This is a genomic window from Polaromonas sp. (assembly GCF_029945685.1).
Lineage (GTDB): Bacteria > Pseudomonadota > Gammaproteobacteria > Burkholderiales > Burkholderiaceae_C > Polaromonas.
This window is the reverse complement of sequence record NZ_JAQSDA010000027.1, coordinates 126,857-147,762: the sequence shown is the minus strand read 5'-3', so window position 1 is coordinate 147,762 and position 20,906 is coordinate 126,857. Positions and strand designations below refer to the sequence as shown.

The 20,906-nt window shown below is 64.1% G+C and carries 18 protein-coding genes; 9 read left to right on the top strand and 9 right to left on the bottom strand.

Annotated features, from left to right (window positions below; all coding sequences use genetic code 11):
* Window positions 1–71: 71 nt before the first annotated feature.
* A complete protein-coding gene (locus PSV26_RS19100; RefSeq protein WP_300512926.1) occupies window positions 72–1,154 on the top strand; it encodes a TRAP transporter substrate-binding protein in 1,083 nt (360 codons plus the stop codon).
* Window positions 1,155–1,446: 292 nt separating this feature from the next.
* On the opposite strand, the gene PSV26_RS19095 is transcribed toward PSV26_RS19100, so the two are convergent.
* The 5 genes from PSV26_RS19095 to PSV26_RS19075 all read right to left on the bottom strand — a co-directional run bounded on the left by PSV26_RS19095 (window position 1,447) and on the right by PSV26_RS19075 (window position 7,961).
* A complete protein-coding gene (locus tag PSV26_RS19095; protein WP_300573066.1) occupies window positions 1,447–3,207 on the bottom strand; it encodes a TRAP transporter large permease subunit in 1,761 nt (586 codons plus the stop codon).
* A 14-nt stretch (window positions 3,208–3,221) separates the two neighbouring features.
* On the bottom strand, window positions 3,222–3,818 hold the full coding sequence (locus tag PSV26_RS19090; RefSeq protein WP_300573063.1) for a TRAP transporter small permease subunit: 597 nt from the start codon (window positions 3,816–3,818) through the stop codon (window positions 3,222–3,224).
* A 212-nt stretch (window positions 3,819–4,030) separates the two neighbouring features.
* Window positions 4,031–5,104 carry a selenide, water dikinase SelD gene (gene selD / locus PSV26_RS19085; protein WP_300573060.1) on the bottom strand — a complete coding sequence of 358 codons (1,074 nt, stop codon included), beginning with the start codon at window positions 5,102–5,104 and terminating at the stop codon, window positions 4,031–4,033.
* The gene (gene senB, locus PSV26_RS19080; protein ID WP_300512918.1) at window positions 5,101–6,123 is read right to left on the bottom strand and encodes a selenoneine biosynthesis selenosugar synthase SenB; all 1,023 of its coding nucleotides are present in this window, start codon (window positions 6,121–6,123) and stop codon (window positions 5,101–5,103) included. The genes selD and senB overlap by 4 nt, the downstream gene beginning before the upstream one ends.
* Before the next feature lie 53 nt (window positions 6,124–6,176).
* Window positions 6,177–7,961 (bottom strand): hypothetical protein, encoded by a 1,785-nt coding sequence (locus PSV26_RS19075; protein WP_300573057.1) that lies wholly within the window; start codon window positions 7,959–7,961, stop codon window positions 6,177–6,179.
* Between the two features lie 353 nt (window positions 7,962–8,314).
* Between PSV26_RS19075 and senA the strand changes: the two genes are divergently transcribed.
* Window positions 8,315–9,535 carry a selenoneine synthase SenA gene (senA, locus tag PSV26_RS19070; RefSeq protein WP_300573620.1) on the top strand — a complete coding sequence of 407 codons (1,221 nt, stop codon included), beginning with the start codon at window positions 8,315–8,317 and terminating at the stop codon, window positions 9,533–9,535.
* Between the two features lie 603 nt (window positions 9,536–10,138).
* On the opposite strand, the gene PSV26_RS19065 is transcribed toward senA, so the two are convergent.
* Window positions 10,139–11,248, bottom strand: coding sequence for a substrate-binding domain-containing protein (locus PSV26_RS19065; RefSeq protein ID WP_300573054.1), 1,110 nt, complete (start codon window positions 11,246–11,248; stop codon window positions 10,139–10,141).
* Between the two features lie 135 nt (window positions 11,249–11,383).
* On the opposite strand from PSV26_RS19065, the gene PSV26_RS19060 reads away from it, so the two are divergent.
* Genes PSV26_RS19060 through PSV26_RS19050 form a run of 3 tightly spaced genes read left to right on the top strand, consistent with a single transcriptional unit; the run spans window position 11,384 to window position 13,661 of the window.
* Window positions 11,384–12,142, top strand: coding sequence for an ABC transporter permease (locus PSV26_RS19060; RefSeq protein ID WP_300573051.1), 759 nt, complete (start codon window positions 11,384–11,386; stop codon window positions 12,140–12,142).
* Window positions 12,139–12,828, top strand: coding sequence for a phosphate ABC transporter ATP-binding protein (locus tag PSV26_RS19055; protein WP_300573048.1), 690 nt, complete (start codon window positions 12,139–12,141; stop codon window positions 12,826–12,828). The genes PSV26_RS19060 and PSV26_RS19055 overlap by 4 nt, the downstream gene beginning before the upstream one ends.
* On the top strand, window positions 12,825–13,661 hold the full coding sequence (locus tag PSV26_RS19050; RefSeq protein ID WP_300573045.1) for a substrate-binding domain-containing protein: 837 nt from the start codon (window positions 12,825–12,827) through the stop codon (window positions 13,659–13,661). Before PSV26_RS19055 ends, PSV26_RS19050 begins: the two co-directional genes overlap by 4 nt.
* 100 nt (window positions 13,662–13,761) lie before the next feature.
* On the opposite strand, the gene PSV26_RS19045 is transcribed toward PSV26_RS19050, so the two are convergent.
* Window positions 13,762–14,667, bottom strand: a complete 906-nt coding sequence (locus tag PSV26_RS19045) for an AEC family transporter (RefSeq protein WP_300512908.1) — start codon at window positions 14,665–14,667, stop codon at window positions 13,762–13,764.
* Between the two features lie 117 nt (window positions 14,668–14,784).
* On the opposite strand from PSV26_RS19045, the gene PSV26_RS19040 reads away from it, so the two are divergent.
* The 3 genes from PSV26_RS19040 to PSV26_RS19030 all read left to right on the top strand — a co-directional run bounded on the left by PSV26_RS19040 (window position 14,785) and on the right by PSV26_RS19030 (window position 17,940).
* Window positions 14,785–15,759 (top strand): tripartite tricarboxylate transporter substrate binding protein BugE, encoded by a 975-nt coding sequence (locus tag PSV26_RS19040; RefSeq protein WP_300573042.1) that lies wholly within the window; start codon window positions 14,785–14,787, stop codon window positions 15,757–15,759.
* Window positions 15,760–15,878: 119 nt separating this feature from the next.
* Window positions 15,879–16,781: a site-specific tyrosine recombinase XerD gene (xerD, locus tag PSV26_RS19035; protein WP_300573040.1), complete on the top strand. Its 903-nt coding sequence runs from the start codon at window positions 15,879–15,881 to the stop codon at window positions 16,779–16,781.
* 166 nt (window positions 16,782–16,947) lie between these two features.
* Window positions 16,948–17,940 carry a tripartite tricarboxylate transporter substrate binding protein gene (locus PSV26_RS19030; RefSeq protein WP_300573037.1) on the top strand — a complete coding sequence of 331 codons (993 nt, stop codon included), beginning with the start codon at window positions 16,948–16,950 and terminating at the stop codon, window positions 17,938–17,940.
* Window positions 17,941–18,048: 108 nt separating this feature from the next.
* On the opposite strand, the gene PSV26_RS19025 is transcribed toward PSV26_RS19030, so the two are convergent.
* Entirely contained in the window at window positions 18,049–19,347 is a 1,299-nt protein-coding gene (locus PSV26_RS19025; RefSeq protein WP_300512897.1) for a class I SAM-dependent methyltransferase, read from the bottom strand.
* A gap of 433 nt (window positions 19,348–19,780) precedes the next feature.
* On the opposite strand from PSV26_RS19025, the gene PSV26_RS19020 reads away from it, so the two are divergent.
* The gene (locus tag PSV26_RS19020) at window positions 19,781–19,933 is read left to right on the top strand and encodes a hypothetical protein (protein ID WP_300573034.1); all 153 of its coding nucleotides are present in this window, start codon (window positions 19,781–19,783) and stop codon (window positions 19,931–19,933) included.
* 9 nt (window positions 19,934–19,942) lie between these two features.
* Here the strand turns inward: PSV26_RS19020 and PSV26_RS19015 are convergent, their stop codons facing one another.
* Window positions 19,943–20,818, bottom strand: a complete 876-nt coding sequence (locus PSV26_RS19015; RefSeq protein ID WP_300573031.1) for a ferritin-like domain-containing protein — start codon at window positions 20,816–20,818, stop codon at window positions 19,943–19,945.
* Window positions 20,819–20,906 lie beyond the last annotated feature (88 nt).

Below are 20,906 nucleotides of genomic sequence, written 5' to 3'. Positions count from 1 at the left end.
GATTGACCTCATCCTAGACTCGCGGGGTGTCGGAAATCCTTTTAATCTATCTATAACTGAGGAGTTTGCTCATGGATCGTCGTTCGCTTATCAAAAATGCCGGTATTGCCGGCGTCCTGGCTGCTGGTGTTGCGCCTGCCGTTCAGGCCCAGGGGGCAGCCATCCGCTGGCGCCTCGCATCAAGCTTCCCCAAATCGCTGGACACCATTTTTGGCGGCGCCGAGACCTTCGCCAAGAAAGTCGGCGAAATGAGCGGTGGCAAATTCACCATCACGACCCATGCTGCAGGCGAGTTGATGCCTGCATTCGGCGTGGTTGATGGCGTGCAGAACGGCACGGTCGAAGTCGCGCACACCGCGCCGTATTACTTCTTTGGCAAGGACGAAACCTTTGCCCTGGGTTGTGCCATCCCCTTCGGCCTGAACAGCCGCCAGATGTCGGCCTGGATGTACGAGGGCAATGGCCTTAAGCTGATGCGCGAGTTCTACGCCAAGTACAACATCATCAATTTCCCGGCCGGCAACACCGGCTGCCAGATGGGCGGTTGGTACCGCAAGGAAATCAAGTCGGTCAAGGACATGAAGGGCCTGAAGATGCGCATTGGCGGCTTTGGCGGCAAGGTGCTCGAACGCATGGGTTCCGTGCCGCAGAACATTCCTGGCGGCGAGATTTACCAGGCGCTGGAAAAGGGCACGATTGACGCCGCCGAGTGGGTCGGTCCTTACGATGACCAGAAGCTGGGCTTCAACAAGGTCGCTCCGTTCTATTACTACCCCGGCTGGTGGGAGGGTGGCCCTGAGCTTGACGTGTTCATCAACACCAAAGCCTATGAAGGCCTGTCGGCCGAGAACAAGGCGATCGTCGAGTCGGCAGCGGCATATGCCCATGTGGAAATGCAGGCCAAGTACGATGCCAAGAATCCGACCGCGCTCAAGCAACTGGTGGGCGGCAAGACCAAGGTCCTGCCTTTCCCCAAGGACGTGCTGGACCTGGCCTTCAAGGAGTCCATGGCCCTGTATGCCGAGATCAGCGCACGGAACCCGGCCTGGAAAAAGGTGTACGACGACTACGCCAACTTCCGCCGCGACCAGAACCTCTGGTTCCGCTTCACAGAAGCGCGCTTCGACAACTTCATGCAATCCCAGAAGCTGTAAACCGCTTCCAGCCTTGCTGTCCAAAGCCCCGCTCTGCGGGGCTTTTTTTTGCCTGCCGGCCACGCCCAGGCCCGTTCTCTGGCTTTCGACACCCGGGAGGTAGCCGCCCGCCACACCCGGCACGCCGGACCCAGCCATCGATGCCTGAGCGGGCCGAAGCAGCTCAGTCCGCCTCGCAAGTGTCTGCGCTCCCGGTGGTCGACCCGGGTGGCCTGGACAAAAAAAAGCCCCGGCATGCCGGGGCTTGTTGTGCGACGTGCCTGCCAGAGCTTCGCGCTTGAAAGTAGGGCGGCTATTTTTTCTTGTCCTTGGCCATGGAATCCTGCATGGCTTTCATGGGGTCGTCGTCTGCGAGCTTCTGCTCGGCTGCAGCTTCCGCCGCGCTGCCCGCGGCAGGCGCCGCTTCCACCGGCTCTTCCTGGACCTGCAGGATGACCTTGTCGAGATCGATTTTCTCGACCTTGTCGAGACCGCTCGAAACAATGCCCGGGAACGCAATGATCAGGCCAACCATGACCACCTGGATCAGCACAAAGGGCACTGCACCCCAGTAGATCTGCATGGTGGTGACCGGCTGGATCAGCTTCTTGGTGACCTTGTCGGTGTATTCCTTGATGGGCGCGACGCTGCGCAGGTAGAACAGCGCAAAACCGAAGGGCGGGTGCATGAAGGAGGTCTGCATGTTCACTGCCAGCAGCACGCCGAACCAGATCAGGTCGATGCCCAGCTTTTCGGCCACCGGTGCCAGCAGCGGCACCACGATGAAGGACAGCTCGAAGAAGTCCAGGAAAAAGGCCAGGAAGAAGATCAGCACGTTGACCACGATCAGGAAGCCGACCTGGCCGCCGGGCAGGCCGCTCAGCAGGTGCTCAACCCATTTTGGTCCGTCCACACCCTGGAACACCAGGCTGAAAATGGTCGAACCGATCAGGATGAAAACCACAAAACAGGACAGCTTGGTGGTGGTGTTGAGTGCCTGCTTGAGCAGCGAGAAACTCATGCGGCGGCGCGCAAACGCCATGATCAGGGCACCCATTGCGCCCATCGCGCCGCCTTCGGTGGGTGTGGCGATGCCGAGGAAAATCGTGCCCAGCACCAGGAAAATCAGCAGCAGCGGCGGGATCAGCACAAAGGTCACGCGCTCGGCCATGCGCGAGAGCAGGCCCAGGCGGGTGACCTTGTTGACCACCGCGATCACGAAGGCCAGGATCACACCCAGGCACATGGACACCACAATGGTTTCATCGAGCGGCACCGAGGTGACAGTTTCGCCTTTCCACCAGGTTTGCACCTGGGCGTAATGTTTGGCAAAGTAGATGGCACTGCCTGCCGAGGCAATGGTCAGCAGCAACAGCGACAACAGGCCGGCCTTGCCGTTGTCCTCGCGGATGGTGCGCGCTTCGGCCGGCAGGGCGGGAACCCACTGCGGCTTGATGAAAGCCAGGAGAAACACGTAGCCGACATACATGCCGGTCAGGATGAAGCCGGGTACAAAGGCGCCCTTGTACATGTCGCCGACGCTGCGGCCCAGCTGGTCGGCCAGAATGATCAGCACCAGTGAAGGCGGGATGATTTGCGCCAGCGTGCCGGATGCGGCAATCACGCCCGAGGCAATGCGCCTGTCGTAGCCATAACGCAGCATGATGGGCAGCGAAATCAGGCCCATGGAGATCACCGAGGCGGCCACCACGCCGGTGGTGGCCGCCAGCAGGGCGCCCACCAGAATCACCGCGATGGCCAGGCCGCCGCGCAGCGGGCCGAAGAGCTGGCCAATGGTGTCCAGCAGGTCCTCGGCCATGCCGCTGCGCTCCAGCACCAGCCCCATCAGCGTGAAAAACGGGATGGCCAGCAAGGTGTCGTTCTGCATGATGCCGAACAGCCGCAGCGGCAGGGCCTGCATCAGGGCTTCGGGCAGCACACCGAGTTCGACGCCGACGAAACCAAAGAAAAGGCCGCAGGCGCCGAGGCTGAAGGCCACCGGAAAGCCCATCAGCAGAAAGATGATCAGCCCCATGAACATGATGGGGGCGAGGTTGGCGATGAAAAATTCCATGATGATGTTCCTGCTCAGCCGGCGGTTTTGGACTCGGCGAGGCGGCGAATCGCTTCGGCCAGCTCTTCTTCAGCGGTCTTTTCGACCTTCTTGGCGGTCGGGTCGTCGATCAGGCCCTTCAGGAAAGCGATGCGCTTGATCAGCTCGGACCAGCCCTGCAGCAGCAGCAGGCCGAAACCCAGCGGAATCATGGCGTACACCGGCCAGCGGATCAGCCCGCCGGCATTGCCCGACATTTCGTTGGAACGATAGCCCTGCAGAAAGAACGGGATGCCGTAATACAGGATGGTCAGGCACACAGGCGTCAGGAAAATCGAAAACCCGATGATGTCGACCCAGATCTGCCCCCGTTTGGACAGCTTGCTCGAGACCACGTCGATCTTGACGTGTTCACCCTGTAGTAGGGTGTACCCCGCTGCGAGCAGGAAGGAGGCTGCAAACAGGTACCACTGCACCTCGAGGTAGGCGTTCGAACTCATGTTGAACACCTTGCGGATCACGGCATTGACCGCGCTGATGACGGTGGAGGCCAGAATCAGCCAGATCACGTATTTGCCGATCTGGGCATTGACCCAGTCCACAGCATTGGAAAATTTCAGTAAGGCGCGCATTTTGTCTCCAGGAAAAAAGAACCCACGCATAAAAATCATCCGGCAGACCTTCGGGTGGAAGGCGTGCCGGATACTGGTTGGCGCGGATCGGATTCTATAGAGGACTATAGAAGCCAAGCTGACAGCTTCGTGACGGTGTTATCCCGTAGCGTCGGGGTTCGGCGCGCCCCGATTCGACCCCAAAAGAGTGCGTCGCGGGAGGGCGGCGGTGTTCAGAGCACCTGCACGCCGCTGCCCTCGATCATGCGGCCTATGACGCGGGCGTCTGAAAACCCCTGGCTGTGGAAGCAGGCCAGAACTTCGTCGGCGATCTCCGGCGTGCAGGACACCAGCAGCCCGCCGCTGGTTTGCGGATCGGACAGCAGGGCCTGCTGCGCAGCACCCAGCCCTGCCGGCAGCAGCACTTCATGGCCATAGGCTGCCCAGTTGCGGCCGGAGGCGCCGGTAACCATGCCACGCCCTGCCAGGTCCAGCACGCCGGGCAGAAGCGGAATGCTGTCCATCTGCAACTCCATCTTCAATTTGGCGCCGCGCGCCAGTTCCAGCCCGTGGCCGAGCAGTCCGAAGCCGGTGATGTCGGTCAGGGCATGGACGCCCTCCATTTTCGCCAGTGCGATGCCCGGCTTGTTGAGCTGGGTGGTGACGGCAATCATGCGGGCATACCCTTGGGCGTCGAGCGTTTCTTTCTTGAGCGCGGCCGACAGGATGCCGACACCCAGCGGCTTGCCCAGGATCAGCACATCGCCCGCACGGGCGCCCGAATTTTTCTTGACCCGCGAGGGATGCACCAGTCCCATCACCACCAGGCCGTAAATGGGTTCCACCGAATCGATGGTGTGGCCGCCTGCGATCGGAATGCCGGCATCGCGGCAGACATCCTGGCCGCCGCGCAGGATGGCGCCTATGGTTTCCAGCGGCAGCACGTTGATCGGCATCCCCACGAGTCCCAGTGCCATGATGGGTGTGCCGCCCATCGCGTAGACGTCGCTGATCGCGTTGGTCGCTGCGATGCGGCCGAAGTCGTAGGGGTCGTCCACGATGGGCATGAAGAAGTCGGTGGTGGCAATCAGCGCCTGCTCGTCATTGAGCTGGTAGACCGCAGCATCGTCCGCCGTTTCAATACCGACCAGCAGTTGCGGCGGGATGTTGAGGCCAGGCATGTTGCTGGAATTCTTGAGAATTTCACTGAGCACGCCCGGGGCGATCTTGCAGCCGCAGCCACCGCCATGGGACAGGCTGGTCAGGCGGGGAGGGGCGACGACGGTGAGCGGGGTGGGTGCGTTCATGGGGAGTGTTTCCTGGGCGGGGCGGCAGACAATGCGCTGAGCACCAAGTTTAAGACAAGGCGCTTTTCTGCCTCGGGGTCGAACAGTTGGGCGCGTTCGCGGCATTGTTTTTCGAGCAGGGCCAGAAAATCTGCATCGGTGGCGCAGCGCAGCAGAAGCGCCGCCAGGGCCGCGTCGTCACCCACGGGAAAATAGCCCGCATACGCGGCACCCAGCATGCCGATGTTGCCGCTGATCTGCGATGCCAGCACCGGTGTGCCGGACTGGACGGCCTGCAGGATGACCTGGGCGCCGCCTTCCATGCGCGAGCTGTTGACCAGCACATGCGCCTGCTTGATGTGCTGGCGGGTCTGTGCCTGCGGCAGGCCGCCCAGCCAGCGGTAGCCGGGGATGGCGGCCTGCGCCGCCCGCGCGGCCTGCGCGAGCTCCGGTGTGAGTGCCTCGCCGATGTGGTCGAACAACCAGCGCACAGTCGGAATTGAGGGCCCTGTAGCCAGCCGCGCTGCCGCCCGTATCCAGGTCAGCGGGTCTTTTTCATCGCGCAGGTGACCGACCATCAGGGCGCGAAAGTGCCGCACCGGTTTGAGGGCTGGCTTCAGGGCGCGGGCCGACTGGTAAATCACGCGGGCCTTGTGGCGCAGGGCCGCGGGCAATGCCTGCAGGCCGGCTTCCTGCAGCACCACCAGATGGGTGGCCAGCGCCAGCGATTGTTGCGCGCTGGCGTCGTCAAGGATGTCGCGGTACAGGTCGGTGCCTGTCAAAATGACAATCAGCGGTTTGCCGGGGCACTGCCGCGCCCAGGCGGCGATGGAAGGCGCAGAGCGGCGTGCATGCAGGGCAATCAGGACATCGGCCGTGGCCGCAGGAGACGATTCCGGCCATTGCGCGCGCAGGAGGGGGACACAGTGGCCGGCCAGGCATTGCGCCCAGCGTCTGGCAGTGTGCCAGTTGCCGTTGTTGGCATCGGCCAGTGCCGGGCTGACCAGAACCACGGTTTTTGCTTCAAGCACGCTACCCATGAATCACCTTGTTTCGCGAGCCGGAGAGCTCTCCGTACCAAGGTTAACAGGCCTCAGGCCGGCCTGCCTTCGAGATTTCTGTCGGCTTTGAGCTCGCCCTTGACGGGGTCATAGACAAACACTTTTTTCGCCAGTGCAGGCTGGTAGTTGAGCATGTCGATCAGGAAGCTCAGGGCGCCGAGGTTGTTGCCGAGGCCGTCAAACGTTCCGGCCGCGGGAGGCTGTGCTTCGCCGGCATCGGCCTGCAGCAGGTGGTCGACAATTTCGCCCATGTGCACCACTGCCAGCGCGGCCTGGTCCAGCCCCAGCAGGGCCAACACGCCGCGCATCTGCGCCAGTTGCCCGGGCACCGCGCCCAACACCGCGCGGTCCTGGGGCCCACGGGAATAATCGTCCAGTGATTTTTCGAGCTGGCCGAGCGTCACCCGCAGTTCACTCACCAGGGTCGCCATGGTTTGTTTGTCGCTGACGCGCCGGTAGAGCTCTTCCATCCAGGGCTCCTGCGGCTGCGACGGCCCGCCCGCCTGGGCCGCGGCCAGCCGTTCGGCGAGCCGGGCGGCGCGCGCCGTCAGCTGGGGGTCGCCGGGATCGAGATCGTCAAACGCAGCTTCGAGGTACAGCACGGCTGTCGCCACTTCCAGCGCCAGTTCGGGGCCGGGCGCCTGACCCGAGCGTGCGGTCGTGTCGATCACCTGCGCCAGCACGCGCGCCAGCGGCTCGCTGGGCGGGTGCAGCTTGACCAGGGAGTCCGTCACCAGGCTGAACTGGTCGTTCATGATCTTGAACCGGGTGAGGTCGCCCGAACTCACCCAGGACCAGGTGTCCCTGGCCGAGCTGACCCGCTTGCGGGCCTGGGCGATCAGCGCCGGGGCAAAACGCCCGAACTGGATGGCCTCGTAGTCGATGGGCTGGAAGCGGTCCAGGCCATAGGCCGCACGAACCGCCGACAGCACCGGGGCATCCGTGGAGCGCTTGGGCACGGCCTGGGTGCAGAGAAACAGCAGATCCTGTGCCAGCCTGTCTGACGCAGGAGCGCTGCCCCGTGCCAGGGCCGCATACTGCAGCAGGATGCGCAAAATGGCTCTCTTGGCATACACATCGACCTGCAGCAGTCCCTGTGCCAGCGCTTCAAAAAAGCCGGCGGCCATTTTCCAGAAGGTTCTGGGCTCAGCGTCCGTTTCTGCATGCGCGAAGCCCAGGCACATGTCGCTGAGCTGTTGCGCCGCCTGTGGATGGCTGTTGCGGACCAATCTCAAAGTCCATCGGTCCAGCAACTCCCGGCTGGCATCGCCGTAGCGCAGGGCATCGGCGGCTGAGGCCAGCTCCGGCTCCATCCAGCGCCACTCAAACGCCCAGAGATCTGCCGGATGGATGCGGTCTGCCCCGACCAGGCCCTGCACATCCCGGTATTGCGGAAACAGCGACACGGCCGAGGCCGGTTTGCCCGCCAGCACATCTTCGAGGTAGGCGCTCAGGGCAAAACCGGCCAGTTCGACTTTGTTGGCGGCCTCCTGGGTGCATTGACCGGGCGCCTGCAAAAACTTCTGCACCGCGGCCTCCATCGCCCGCAGCACCAGTGCCGGCGCACTCATGCCGACCATTTCCAGCGCACCCACCGCCTGGTGCAGCTGCTGGCGTGCAATGCGCAACTGGCTCGCATCGAGTGCCGCAAGTTCGGCGCTCTGCGCCACCTCGGCTTCCCGCACAAAACGTTTCAGCGCCTTGTTCGAGCTGTCCAGTGATTTGCCCAGCTCATCGAGGACCCAGGCCAGCGGGCTCATGTCCATGATGCTCAGTTCGAGGTCTTCGGGGGACGCATTCAACGCGTTGGAGGGCATACAGGGCGGACCGGTTGATGGAGGGTGTTCACACTCGAAAGCCAAGGAGTCGGCCAGCCAGCCGGCCTGGCTAGAAGAACTATCGCAGTCTATCCCGGCTGAGCCGGTTTGGCGGCGCCCAGGGGATGGCGAAGTGACCACCGGTCGCACCAGCGGGCTGGCTGGTTGATCACGGGTCTTCTCCAGCCGGTGTCTGCTATTCTGGGCTCCCTCCATGCGCGGTGCGCCACTTGCCAGGGTTGGCAGGCTGCAGCCGGCTTACCAGGACGACGGTTTTGGCTTCAGACCCGCTACCCCCTTCATCGCCCCATTCCTTCGCTGCCCACGAGGCCGGCCTGATTGACTCGCCCCTGATGCGCGGCGCCGGACGGGACGCCCTGTCGCTGGCCCTGATGGATGCACGCAACCATACCCTGCACCTGTTTGGCCAGTATCAGCAGGCGCTGGAGTCCGTCAACTTTGTGGTGCCCGAACTGGCTGTGCTCAATCCGCCGCTCTGGGAGCTCGGGCATATCGGCTGGTTTCAGGAGTGGTGGACAGGGCGCAACATGCAGCGCGCGCGGGGCGTCCACTGCGAGCCAGCCCATGCGCGGCTGGCCTCCATCGAACCGGGCGCCGACCGCTGGTGGGACTCTGCCCACGTGCCGCACCACCAGCGCTGGACGCTGGATCTTCCCCCGGTCACCAGTTGCCGCGCCTATTTGCTCGACACGCTGGAGAGCACGCTGGAGCTGCTGGAAAAGACCAGTGAGGACGACGATGCGCTCTATTTTTTCCGCCTCTGCCTGTTCCACGAGGACATGCACGCCGAAGCCCTGAGCTACACCGCGCAGACACTCGGCCTGGGACTGGACAAGGCACTGCTGCAGGCCTTCACGCCGCCCACCATGACCCTGCGCGAGCCGCTGCTGGTGCCGGCCACCGCCTGGAAGCTCGGCAGCGCCGCGGCACCGGGCTTCGTGTTCGACAACGAGCTGGCCCAACACGCGGTCAGCGTGCCCGAGTTCGAGATCGACGCCCAGCCGGTGAGCTGGGCCCAGTTTGTCGAATTTGTCGATGACGGCGGCTACGACCAGCCCGAGTTCTGGCAGACCGAAGGCTGGGACTGGCTGCAGGCCACCGCGACCCGTGAAGGACGGCGCGGCCCGCGTTATGTCGAGCAGATCGGTGTGGCCAGCGGGGCGGTGATGCAGACCCGTTTCGGCAAGCCCATGCGCATGCTGGGCAACCAGCCGGCCATGCACATGAGCTGGTGGGAAGCCGACGCCTGGTGCCGCTGGGCCGGGCGCCGCCTGCCGGCCGAGGTCGAGTGGGAGGTGGCGGCGCACACGGCGGCGCGGCGCGGTTTTCGCTGGGGCGATGTGTGGGAGTGGACGGGCAGTACCTTCCGGCCCTACCCGGATTTTGAGCCGCACCCCTACGCCGATTATTCGCAGCCCTGGTTCGGCACCCACAAGGTGCTGCGCGGCGGTTCTTTCGCGACCCGCGCCCGCATGAAATCTCCCAAGTACCGCAACTTCTACCGGCCCGAGCGGGACGATATCTTCTGTGGGTTTCGTTCCTGCGCTCTGTAGTGCTATCTGTTTGATAGCTGGTAGCGCTTGCTGTGTAAGGGCTGGAGGTGCATTTCATGCTAAATCCGGCGTCACGCTGCGCCTGCGGTCCGCTATGGACAGTAGGACGGACTCCCCACTCCCACCCCTAGCCCCTCCCTCGCCCCGCTGGGCGATGGAGGGGGACTTCATTTGGCCGCGTGTGCTGCACCCGCGTGCCAACATCACGGCCGTTTGACTCCGTTCTGACGCGCTTCGCGCGTCATTTCTCCCCGCATCCGGCGTTTGGTATTTGTCTTCGTTGTCCCCACCCGTCGGGCTGGGCCGAGGAGCGCAGGCAAAAGCGGATCAGGGCTCGCGATTGTCTGAGCCGAAGGCGAGTTCGAGCGGGACCCCGCTTTTGTCGAGCACCACAGGATGCCCGCAGCGAAGCGGAGGGACCCAGACCATCGGGTCGCCTTTCTTTTCCTTAGGTTTCTTTGGCGAAGCAAAGAAAAGTAAGTCGCCCGCCGGGGCGAGACCCGGCTTGCTGGCGTACCTCCACGCCGGAAGTGCTTCAGTGGTTGCTATGAATAAAATAGCTACCAGCGCAGGTGCACCAGGGGCTGGAGCAAGAAATCATCCTCAAGCGCGGGAAGTCTTGACTTTCCGGTAATTCCACCAAGGCAACATGGCCCGCAGCGACAGCACCTTGCCGCTTTGCGCGTGGTCACCGCTGTAGCCGGGCAGTCCGGCCAGCGTCGTCTGCCAGTCGCTGCTCTGCAGCTCCTTGAGCAGGGCCTGCACCTGGGGCTGCGGCAGTTCGGACTTCAGGCAGACCAGGTGGTAACGCTCCTGGACCAGCGGTACAAAACCGAGGTCTTTGTCACGCGCTGCGGCCTCGATGCCCAGGCCGGCATCGGCGGCGCCGCTGGCGATGGCCTGAGCAACCGCGCTGTGGGAGGGCTCCTGCGTGGGGTAGCCTTCGATGCCGTCCGCGTTCAGGCCGGCCTGCGCCAGCAGCTCGTCGAGCAGCACCCGCGTGCCGGTGCCTGCCGCGCGGTTGACGTAACGGAGGCCCGGCCGCTTCAAATCGGCGATGCCGGTAATGGCCAGCGGGTTGTTCTTCGCCACCATCAGGCCCTGCTGGCGATGCGCGAAACCGATCAGCTTGTGCTGGCCGGGCTTGAGCAGGCTGCGGTAAGTCAGCGCCGCCACCGACTTGCTGCCAGGCTGCTCGAGGGTGTGAAAGCCGGCCATCATGCAGCGCCCGGCGTTGAGCGCCGCAATCGCGTCCACGCTGCCCATGAAGCGGATGTCCAGGTGCAGGCCGCGGGCTCCGGTCTGTTCGCGCAGTGCGCTCAGCGCAGCATCGTGGCTGGCATACAGGGTGAGCACGTGCGCCTCATCGTCAAAGGCAGTGGAGAAAGCGCGTTCGATGTCGCCGCGCAGCGCTTCGATCTGCGGCGCCAGCCGGGCCTGCGCCTGACGCTCGGCCCACAGCAGCTTTTCGCCGAACTCGGTGAGCTGGGCGCGCTGGCCCTTGTCCCAGACGATCAACGGCCGCTTCAGGGTCAGCTCCCACTTTTTCAGCGCGCCCCAGACATGGCGGTAGGACAGATCGAGCGCGCGCGCCGCCTTCGAAATGGAGCCCTGCTCGCGCACGGCGTGCAGCAGGTCCATCAGCGGATTGCGGATCAGCGTGTCCTTGCTGCGCTCGGACGTCAGCAGGTAGGAGAGTTCAACTTTGTGCATGGTGGGCGAGGGCTGTGCTGATTATGGGCGCAAGGCCGGCCGGACCTTTGTTATGCAATCGGCTTCATAGCTCGTGATTCCCGATGGTGGCCCACGGCCTTCGCTTCTACGATAAGGTCACAACTTTTCTTTTGCATGAACACCTTCTCGGACAGCGTCGGTACCGCGTTCTCGCTCATCGTTTCCCTGGATCCCCTGCTGGCGAGCATCGTGTTGCGCTCGCTGGCGGTCAGCGCCTGTGCCTGCGCGCTGGCCTGCACTGCGGGGCTGCTGCTCGGGGCCTGGCTGGGTGTGGCGCGTTTTCGCGGCCGCGGCATGCTCCTGACCGTGCTCAACACGCTGCTGGCCCTGCCGTCGGTGGTGGTGGGGCTGGTGGTTTATCTGCTGCTGTCGCGCTCCGGTCCGCTGGGTTTTCTCGGTTGGCTGTTTTCCTTTCAGGCCATGGTGCTGGCGCAGGCCGTGCTGGTGCTGCCGGTGGTGACGGCGCTGGTGCGCCAGACGATTGAAGACGCCGACCGCCTGCACGGCGAACAGTTCCAGTCGCTGGGCGCGGGCAAGGGCATGCGCAGCCTGCTGCTGCTGTGGGACGAGCGTTATGCGCTGCTCACCGTGCTGATTGCCGCCTTCGGCCGCGCGATTTCCGAGGTTGGCGCGGTGATGGTGGTGGGCGGCAACATCGACGGCTTCACCCGTGTGATGACCACCGCGATTGCGCTGGAAACCAGCAAGGGCGACCTGCCGCTGGCGCTGGCGCTCGGCCTGCTGCTGCTGGCCGTGGTGCTGCTGCTCAACATGCTGATCGCACTGGTGCGGCGCTGGCGCGAGCGGCTTGATGACGGCCTGCCCGAGACAACTCAGCTGCTGGTCCCCGAGGCTGGAGGTGTGAAATCATGAGCGCGCTGTTCGAACTCAAAGCGGTGGACGTGCACTTCGGCCGGACCCCCGCGCTGACCGGTTGCGCGCTTCGCATCCACGCTGGTGAGCGGGTGGCGCTGGTGGGTGCCAATGGCAGCGGCAAAAGCACGCTGCTCAGGACACTTCACGGGCTGGTCCCGCCGACGCGCGGCACGCTGTTTTCAGACGTTTCGGTGCGCCAGGCCATGCTGTTCCAGCGGCCTTACATGTTGCGTGCCAGTGCCATCAACAACGTGGCACTGGGCCTGTGGCTCAAGGCGGTGCCCTGGAAAACTGCCAAAACACTGGCGCTTGAGGCGCTGGCGCGTGTCGGGCTGGCGGGCGTGGCTCACCGCAATGCCAAGGCCCTGTCCGGCGGTCAGCAGCAGCGGCTGGCGCTGGCGCGCGCCTGGGCCCTGCAGCCCCAGGTGCTGCTGCTCGACGAACCCACTGCCAGCCTGGACCCGGCGGCCAAACGCGAGGTGGAGGCCCTGATGGCGGAGTTTGCCGATGCCGGCATGACGCTGGTGTTCAGCAGCCACAACCTGGGCCAGGTCAAGCGCCTGGCCAGCCGCGTGATCTACCTCGAGCACGGCCGGCTGCTGGCCGACCGGCCCACCCATGATTTTTTCAACGGCCCCCTGCCGCTGGAAGCCGAGATGTTTGTCAAAGGAGAACTGGTATGAAACCCACCCCCACCCTGTCCCGGATGTTCAAGTGTTTTCGGGCTGCAGCCATATTGCCCATTGCGCTGGCAGCTACTGTTTCCATAGCGCAGCCGAACACCCTCGTGATGGCCTCGACGACCTCGACCGAGCAGTCGGGTCTGTTCAGCACGCTGCTGCCGGCCTTCAAACAGGCCAGCGGCATCGACATCAAGGTGGTGGCCCTGGGCACCGGCCAGGCCATCGACATGGGCCGCCGCGGTGACGCCGACGTGCTGTTTGTGCACGATCAGGTGGCCGAGGAAAAAGTCATCGCCGAAGGTTTTGCGATCAAACGCTACCCGGTGATGTACAACGACTTCGTGCTGATCGGCCCCGCTGCCGACCCGGCAAAAACCAGGGGTAAGGACATTGTTGAAGCCTTGAAAAAGATCAGTGCGACCAACGCCACCTTTGTCTCGCGCGGCGACAGGAGCGGCACCCATGCCGCCGAGCTGCGCTACTGGAAAAGTGCCGGCGTCGATAGCCCGCAGTTTGCCGGCTACAAGGCCTGCGGCTGCGGCATGGGCCCTGCGCTGAACATCGCCGCCAGCGCGGGCGCCTACGTGCTGGCCGACCGCGGCACCTGGCTGGCGTTCAAGAACCGCGCGGATCTGGCGGTGCTGGTGGAAGGCGACACACGCCTGTTCAACCAGTATGGCGTGATGGTGGTCAATCCCGCCCGACACCCGACCGTCAAGGCGGCCGAGGCGCAGAAATTCGTCGACTGGGTGATCTCGCCGGCCGGCCAGGCGGCGATTGCCAGCTACAAGATAGGCGGCGAGCAGCTGTTCTTTCCGAACGCAACGAGGTAACCGGCCGGAGGCGCTGCTCTTTACAAGCAGGGGCCGCAGGCGCAGCGCCCCCTCGGGGGGCAGAGAGCTACACGCAGTGCGCGAACGTGGGGGCCCTATTTCACCTCAACACACCCAGTGCAAACGGCAGGCTGAACATGCCCAGCAGGGTCGACAAGGTGACCAGGCCGGCCACGTAGGCGCCGTCGTAACCCATGCGCGCCGCCAGCACGTAACAGCTGGAGGCGGTGGGCAGGGCCGAAAAGGCCAGCAGCACGGTGGTCTGTACCGGCGACAGGCGAAACACCCAGGCCAGGCCCAGGGCAAGCAGCGGAATCAGCAGGTGGCGGATAGCCAGCAGCGACACCGCCAGGGTTTTGGCCCTGGCGAGCTGGCCGAACTGCATGCCGGCGCCGGCAGCCATCAGGCCCAGCGCCAGTGAGGCCGCACCGATACGGCTCACGGTGGGTTCCAGCCAGAGCGGAATCTGGAAGCCCGCCAGGTTGGCGGCCAGGCCGGTGGCGGTGGCGATGATCAGCGGATTGCGCACCAGCGCCGTCAGGAAGCCGCTGTTGGCATGGCGCGCCATCGGCCAGACCGCGCCGACGTTGAACAGCGGCACGCAGACACCAATCAGCACGGCAATCAGCAGCAGGCCTTCGGCGCCGGCCAGCCGCTCGGCCAGCGCCAGCCCGATGAAGGAGTTGAAGCGGAAGGCCACCTGCGCGCTGGCGGCGTGCTCGCGCCTGTCAATGTGCGTCCCCAGCCAGGGCAGGTGCGGCAGCGAATACGCCAGTGCAATACCCAGCACGCCCATGCTGAGCCCGGCCGCAATCAGGCTGGAAGCCGCGCCCAGATCCAGCGGGCTTTTGACGATGGACTGGAACAGCAGGACCGGAAACAGGAAGTAATAGACCAGGCTTTCCACCTGCTGCCACACCGTGCGGTTGAGGGCGGTGTAACGGCACACCAGGTAGCCGCACAGGATCAGGGAGAAATCGGGGAAAAGCAGTTGGGCATAGTTCACCCGTTGAGAATAACCCAGCGGGGCCGGGTTTGCCCTTATGCGTAATCCACAACAAGGCGGCCCGGCTCTTGCGCTTACGATAGCGCTTATTTACTTTCTATCGCAAGGAAAATCGCTATGCAACGCCGTTATCTGCTCACCCTTTCTGCAATGACGCTGGCCATCGCCGCAGCAGGTTCTGCCCTGGCGCAGTCCTATCCGAACAAGGTCGTCAAGCTGCAGGTGCCGTTTGCGCCGGGCGGCACCACCGACATCATCGCGCGCGTGATCGCCGAGCCGCTGGGCAAGGCCCTGGGGCAAAGCGTGATCGTCGAGAACAAGGCCGGCGGCGGCGGTGTGGTTGGCGCCACCGAGATCGCTCGCTCGGCGCCCGACGGGTACACGCTGGGCGTGGCCACGGTGTCGTCCACCGCAGCCAATCCGGCGATCAATCCGAAAATCCCCTACAACACGCTGACGGATTTCACGCCCATCATCAACATTGCCGCGACGCCCAACATCCTGGCGGTGCATCCCAGCTTCCCGGCCCGCAATTACAAGGAGTTCATTGCGGAAGTTAAAAAGAATCCCGGGAAGTACTCCTTTTCATCATCGGGTACCGGCAGCATCGCGCACCTGCAGATGGAGTTGTTCAAGAATTTGAGCGGCACTTTCATCACTCACATTCCCTACCGTGGTTCAGGCCCGGCGCTCAACGACACCGTCGCAGGTCAGGTCAACATGATTTTTGACAATCTGCCTTCGGCGCTGCCTTTTGCTCTGCAAAAACGGCTGATCCCGATTGCGATAGCCGCGCCGCAGCGTCTGGCGGCCCTGCCGGATGTACCAACCTTCAAGGAAGTTGGCCTGGAGCCCGTCAACCGCATGGCGTATTACGGCATTCTCGGCCCCAAGGCTTTGCCGAAAGAGGTGGTCGACAAGGTCAGCGCGGCCACGCTCAAGGCCCTGCAGGACCCGGCGGTGCGCAAGCGCATCGAGGACACCGGTTCCATCATCGTCGGCAACACGCCCGAGCAGTTCGCTGCGCAGATCAAGGCCGAGTACGAGGTGTACAAAAAGGTGGTGAACACCGCCAAGCTGTCGCTCGAATAAGTGTTGGCCAGGCGGCGTGACCGCCTTGTCTGCTTTTTTCGCCAACCCCGCCGGCCCCGTGCTTGCGGGGTTTTTCTTTTGCAATCGATCCGTGGGTCCAGTTTGTTATCGTTGTACCCATGAATCCCCAGAGCCAGTCCAGCATTGATGCCTTTGTCGACGCCATGTGGCTGGAAGACGGCCTGTCCAAAAACACGCTGGCCGCCTACCGACGCGACTTGTCGTTGTATGCGCTTTGGCTGGGGGCGAAAGAGCAGGGCGGGCGCAAGCTCGACGACAGCGCCGAGAGCGACCTGAATGCTTATTTTTCGGCCCGGCACGCCAGCACCCGGGCGACCTCCGCGAACCGGCGGCTGACAGTGTTCAAGCGTTACTTCCGCTGGGCCCTGCGCGAGCGTCTGATTCACGCCGACCCGACCCTCAAATTGCAGTCGGCCAAACAGGCCCTGCGTGTGCCCAAACTCATGTCGGAAGCCCAGGTCGAGTTGCTGCTGGCCGCGCCCGACAGCGACACGCCGCTGGGCCTGCGCGACCGCGCCATGCTGGAGCTGATGTACGCCAGCGGCCTGCGCGTGAGCGAGCTGGTCGGGCTCAAGACCTTTCATGTCGGCATGAACGAAGGCGTGTTGCGCGTCATGGGCAAGGGCAGCAAGGAGCGCCTGGTGCCCTTCGGCCAGGTCGCGCGGCAGGCGATCGAGCACTACCTCGCCGAAGCGCGCCCCGCCATTCTGGGCGGACAGCAGACCGACGACCTGTTTGTCACCGGCCGCGGCAGCGGCATGAGCCGCGTGATGTTCTGGATGCTGGTGAAAAAACATGCGCTGCGCGCCGGCATCACCTCACCGCTGTCGCCGCACACCCTGCGCCATGCCTTTGCCACCCACCTGCTCAACCACGGCGCCGATCTGCGCGCGGTGCAGATGCTGCTGGGCCACGCCGACATCTCTACCACCACCATCTACACGCATGTCGCGCGCGAACGGCTGAAGGCGCTGCACGCGCACCATCACCCGAGAGGCTGACTGCCCCCACGTTCCCCCGCTTCGTGTGGGTCGCTGCCCCCCGAGGGGGCCGCTGCGCCTGCGGCCCGGCAAAGCCGGTTCCGCGGCCCCTGCTTGAACAGAGAGCCTCAACAACTGATCACACGGTACGAGGCAAAATACGCCCATGTTCACCTCAGGAAAATTCATGTTTTTGATCCCCTCGCGCCGCCGCCTGCTGGCCCTGCCTGTGCTGGCCCTGTGCGCCGCCGCGCTGCCTTCGGTTTCACTCGCGCAGACCCCCTGGCCGGCACGCCCGATCCGCATCGTGGTGGCTTATCCGCCGGGCGGGTTGAGCGACAACATCGCGCGGGCGCTGGCCGACAAGCTGGCTGCGCAGCTGGGCACGCCGGTGCTGGTGGAAAACCGGGCCGGTGCGGGCGGCAGCATCGGCATGGACGTGGTGGCCAAGGCCGCGCCGGACGGCTACACCCTCGGCTTTTCCTCGATCAGCCCGCTGGCGCTGAACCCGCATCTGGGCAAGCTGCCTTATGACCCGGCCCGGGACATAGCCCCGGTGGCCAGCGTGATGTACTCGCCGGTGGTGTTGCTGGCCACCTCTGCTTTTGCCGGCAAGAACTTCAAGGACATGCTGGCCGCCGCCAAAGCCAGTCCCGGCAGCATCCGCTGGTCCACCTCGGGCCTGGCCACGGTCGGCCACATCGTGCTCGAGCAGGTCCAGCAGGGCGCGAAAGCCGGCTTCACCCACATTCCCTACAAAGGCGGCGGCCAGCAACTGACCGACGCGCTGAGCGGGCAGTTTGAGGTCATCACCACCAACCTCAGCGGCGCAGTGATGCCGCACATCCAGTCCGGCAAGCTTCGTCCGCTGGCCGTCGGTGCGCCGGCGCGGGTGGAGGCCCTGCCGCAGGTGCCGACCTTTGCCGAACTCGGCTTTGCACCGGCCAACCTGAGCTCGCTGTTCGGCGTGTTTGCGCCCGGCAAAACACCCGAGGCCGTGCTGTCGCGCCTGAACACCGAAATCAATCTGGCCCTGAAGACGCCGGAATTGCGCCAGCGCCTGCTGGCGGCCGACAATGTGCCGACGGGCGGCAGCGCGGCAGAGTTTTCGCGCCAGATTGCGCAGGAGTCGGACAACAACGCCCGCATCATCAAGGCGGCGCAGATCAAGGGTGACTGAACTGCGAGGTGTGGCCCGCTATGGATTCAATAGCTGGTTGCGCCCGTGGCATAAGGCCTGGCGGAAGATTTAACCGATTTTTTCGATCATTTCCGTAACCCGGGCCGTTCAGCCCGGCGCGCTGCCCGCGGTGGCTGGCCGCGCATACATGTAGTCCCGCCGGAAGGGGTAGCGGCTACGGGCGCCCCTGATTTTTTCGTCTGGCTGGTCAGTCTGCGGCCGTGTCGCCAGCATCTGGTGCAGCGAGAGCCAGCCCTGCTCGAAGCTCATGGCGCTGCCAGCCAGATAGAGGCGGTAGGCACGCAGGGTCTTGTCGCCGAGCGCACTGCCGCCGTGGCCAGCGGCCAGCACCTGCTGCGCCGCCTCCAGCCGGGCTTCCAGGGCATCGGACCAGTCCCACAGCGTGCGCGCATAGTGCGGCCGCAGGTTTTCGGTATCGACCATTTCCAGCCCGCCGCGCGCCATGTGGTCGAGCACGTCGCTGACATGCAGCAGTTGCCCGCCGGGGAAAATGTATTTCTCGATGAAGTCGCCCATGCCCGCGCCGAGCTGGTCGTTGTCGGGCCCGCCGGCGGTGATGCCGTGGTTCAGGACCAGCCCGCCCGGTGCCAGCAGACGCAGGATCTTGTTGAAATACGCCGTCATGTTGCTGCGACCCACATGTTCGAACATGCCCACCGATGAAATCTTGTCAAAGGGCTGGCTCTCGTCAAGGTGGCGGTAGTCGCGCAATTCCATCCGGACCCGGCCCTGCAGGCCCTTGTCCGCGATCTGGCGCTGCACATGGGCATGCTGGTTTTTCGACAGCGTGATGCCGGTGGCGTCCACGCCGTAATGTTCGGCGGCCCACAGCAGCAGGCCGCCCCAGCCGGCCCCGATATCGAGAAAGCGTTCGCCGGGCTGCAGCATCAGTTTGCGGCAGATGTGATCAAGCTTGGCTTCCTGGGCCTGGGCCAGGTTCATGCTGTTGTCCCGGTAGTAGGCGCAGGAATAGACGCGGCGCGGGTCCAGCCACAGGGCGTAGAAGTCGTCCGAGACATCGTAGTGAAACTGGATCTGCTCGGCGTCTTTTTCCGGCGTATGGGCCCGCAGCGCCCGGATCTGGCGCTGCAGGGTGTTCCACCAGCCAGCGTCGATGTGCACCGGGTTGGCCGGCAGCAGGCTGACCGCCACCGCCATCACGTCGCGCATGCGGCCTTCCAGATGCAGCTTGCCCTCGACAAACTCCTCGGCCAGCGCGCCGATCTGGCCGGCCCGCAGCCGGGTCAGGCTGGACCAATGGGAAAACAACATCTTGACCGGGGCGTCGGGCGGGCCCAGCACCTGGCCCGCAGGCAGCTGCACGGCCACCGGCGACGGCAGGCGCACGATTTGAGACTCAATCAGGGGAACGAGATGCCGGATCATTGCCAACCCTCCTCTGCGATTTCAGCGACTTGACGGTCTGAAGGCGAAATAGTACCCAATCCTGCGCCAGCCTGCCGGTGTTCCGTGCCCTCGCGCTGCGGGAAAAATTACCGAACCAGTGTCAGCCGCAGTTCACCCTTGGGTGTTGACATGCATCAAAGGGGGGGACAACGGCCCTTGGGTTGAAATTAATGACCTGTAGAAACTACTCGGGTTGAGAGCATGGCAATCAACGAATATCGTGGTGACGTTTTGACAAGTTAAGGCAGCGCTGTTTATCCACTGAAAACGAGCCTAGCAAAGCCATTTCTAGGTATTCGCTGGCAGTGGTAGGTTTTATACCCACCTATGGCCCGGTTTTCCACCGCATTTCCCGCGCTTATCCACAGCTTTAACCACCGCAAAAATGACCCGATGCTTTACGCTTTGGCCTATGAATATTGAATTTCAAAACCTGCCCGGCCCATCGAAGCTGATCGCAACAATGGACAAGCACCCCGTCGGCGCTTGTCTGTTCCTCGTTGCATTGTCGATTTGTTCGCTGGCGGCGGTGGGCTTGTCCTGGCTTTGGTTTTATTCCCGCTGAGGTGCTTGACTATCGAGAGAATGTCGCCGAGGTTCTGCCTGGAGAACCTAGTTGCGCCAGTTCGGCCTCGTCAAACCCGGCGGCGCGCCGGGCGCTCAGGTTGAACGGGCCTCTCAGCGCGGGGGCTTCGTAGCGGGCGGCCAGTTCGGCGTAGGTGGCGACCGGGTCCAGCCCGCGTTGGCTGCACAGGTGACGGTACCAATGGTTGCCGATGGCGACGTGGCCGATCTCGTCGCGCAGGATGATGTCCAGAATGGCGACCGCACGCAGGGCGGCGGGGCTGCCGACCCGGCGCAGTTTGGCCTGCATCGCGGGGGTGGCGTCCAGCCCGCGGGCTTCCAGCGTGCGCGGCACCAGCGCCATGCGCGCGAGCACGTCGCCGGTGGTTTTTTCGGTCATGTCCCACAGGCCGGTGTGGGCGGGAAAGTCACCGTAGTCAAAACCCAGGGTCTGCAGGTGCTCGCGCAGCAGACTGAAGTGGTGGGCCTCTTCCGCGGCGACCCTGAGCCAGTCGAGGTAATAGGCCCGCGGCATGCCGTCAAAGCGCCACGCGGCGTCGAGTGCCAGGTTGATCGCGTTGAACTCGATGTGTGTCACCGCGTGCAGCAGAGCGGCCAGGCCCTCCGGGGTGAAGGGTGAACGCTTGGGCACATCCAGGTGGGAACGCAGCTCGGGCCGCGCCGGGCAGCCGGGCAGGCCGGCAGGCGCCTCGGGCGGGTCTTGAAATGCTATCGAAAGAGTAGCTGCTTGCGCCCACAGGGATTGGGCCAGCAGCACCTTTTGCTGTGGATCGGGTTCCATCAGCGCCTGCAGGGCCTGCTGGCGCAGTTCGGGGGGTCTGGGTGTCGCCGTCATGGCCGGATTGTCGGCGATAGCGCGCAGCATGCGGGCGGTGCCCGGCTGAGACAGGTGGCGGATGCCTGCCTACAATTGGGGCTCTTGCCGCCGCGCCCCGCCGCGCCAGCGGCCCCTT

What these genes read in the sequence shown, in the direction of transcription:
- PSV26_RS19015 (WP_300573031.1), bottom strand. Translation starts at nt 20,818, where the DNA reads ATGCTGCGCGCTATCGCCGACAATCCGGCCATGACGGCGACACCCAGA.
- PSV26_RS19025 (WP_300512897.1), bottom strand. Translation starts at nt 19,347, where the DNA reads ATGATCCGGCATCTCGTTCCCCTGATTGAGTCTCAAATCGTGCGCCTG.
- PSV26_RS19060 (WP_300573051.1), top strand. Translation starts at nt 11,384, where the DNA reads ATGAACACCTTCTCGGACAGCGTCGGTACCGCGTTCTCGCTCATCGTT.
- PSV26_RS19075 (WP_300573057.1), bottom strand. Translation starts at nt 7,961, where the DNA reads ATGCCCTCCAACGCGTTGAATGCGTCCCCCGAAGACCTCGAACTGAGC.
- senA (WP_300573620.1), top strand. Translation starts at nt 8,315, where the DNA reads ATGCGCGGCGCCGGACGGGACGCCCTGTCGCTGGCCCTGATGGATGCA.
- PSV26_RS19030 (WP_300573037.1), top strand. Translation starts at nt 16,948, where the DNA reads ATGTTTTTGATCCCCTCGCGCCGCCGCCTGCTGGCCCTGCCTGTGCTG.
- PSV26_RS19095 (WP_300573066.1), bottom strand. Translation starts at nt 3,207, where the DNA reads ATGGAATTTTTCATCGCCAACCTCGCCCCCATCATGTTCATGGGGCTG.
- xerD (WP_300573040.1), top strand. Translation starts at nt 15,879, where the DNA reads ATGAATCCCCAGAGCCAGTCCAGCATTGATGCCTTTGTCGACGCCATG.
- PSV26_RS19055 (WP_300573048.1), top strand. Translation starts at nt 12,139, where the DNA reads ATGAGCGCGCTGTTCGAACTCAAAGCGGTGGACGTGCACTTCGGCCGG.
- PSV26_RS19065 (WP_300573054.1), bottom strand. Translation starts at nt 11,248, where the DNA reads ATGCACAAAGTTGAACTCTCCTACCTGCTGACGTCCGAGCGCAGCAAG.
- selD (WP_300573060.1), bottom strand. Translation starts at nt 5,104, where the DNA reads ATGAACGCACCCACCCCGCTCACCGTCGTCGCCCCTCCCCGCCTGACC.
- PSV26_RS19050 (WP_300573045.1), top strand. Translation starts at nt 12,825, where the DNA reads ATGAAACCCACCCCCACCCTGTCCCGGATGTTCAAGTGTTTTCGGGCT.
- PSV26_RS19100 (WP_300512926.1), top strand. Translation starts at nt 72, where the DNA reads ATGGATCGTCGTTCGCTTATCAAAAATGCCGGTATTGCCGGCGTCCTG.
- PSV26_RS19090 (WP_300573063.1), bottom strand. Translation starts at nt 3,818, where the DNA reads ATGCGCGCCTTACTGAAATTTTCCAATGCTGTGGACTGGGTCAATGCC.
- senB (WP_300512918.1), bottom strand. Translation starts at nt 6,123, where the DNA reads ATGGGTAGCGTGCTTGAAGCAAAAACCGTGGTTCTGGTCAGCCCGGCA.
- PSV26_RS19020 (WP_300573034.1), top strand. Translation starts at nt 19,781, where the DNA reads ATGAATATTGAATTTCAAAACCTGCCCGGCCCATCGAAGCTGATCGCA.
- PSV26_RS19040 (WP_300573042.1), top strand. Translation starts at nt 14,785, where the DNA reads ATGCAACGCCGTTATCTGCTCACCCTTTCTGCAATGACGCTGGCCATC.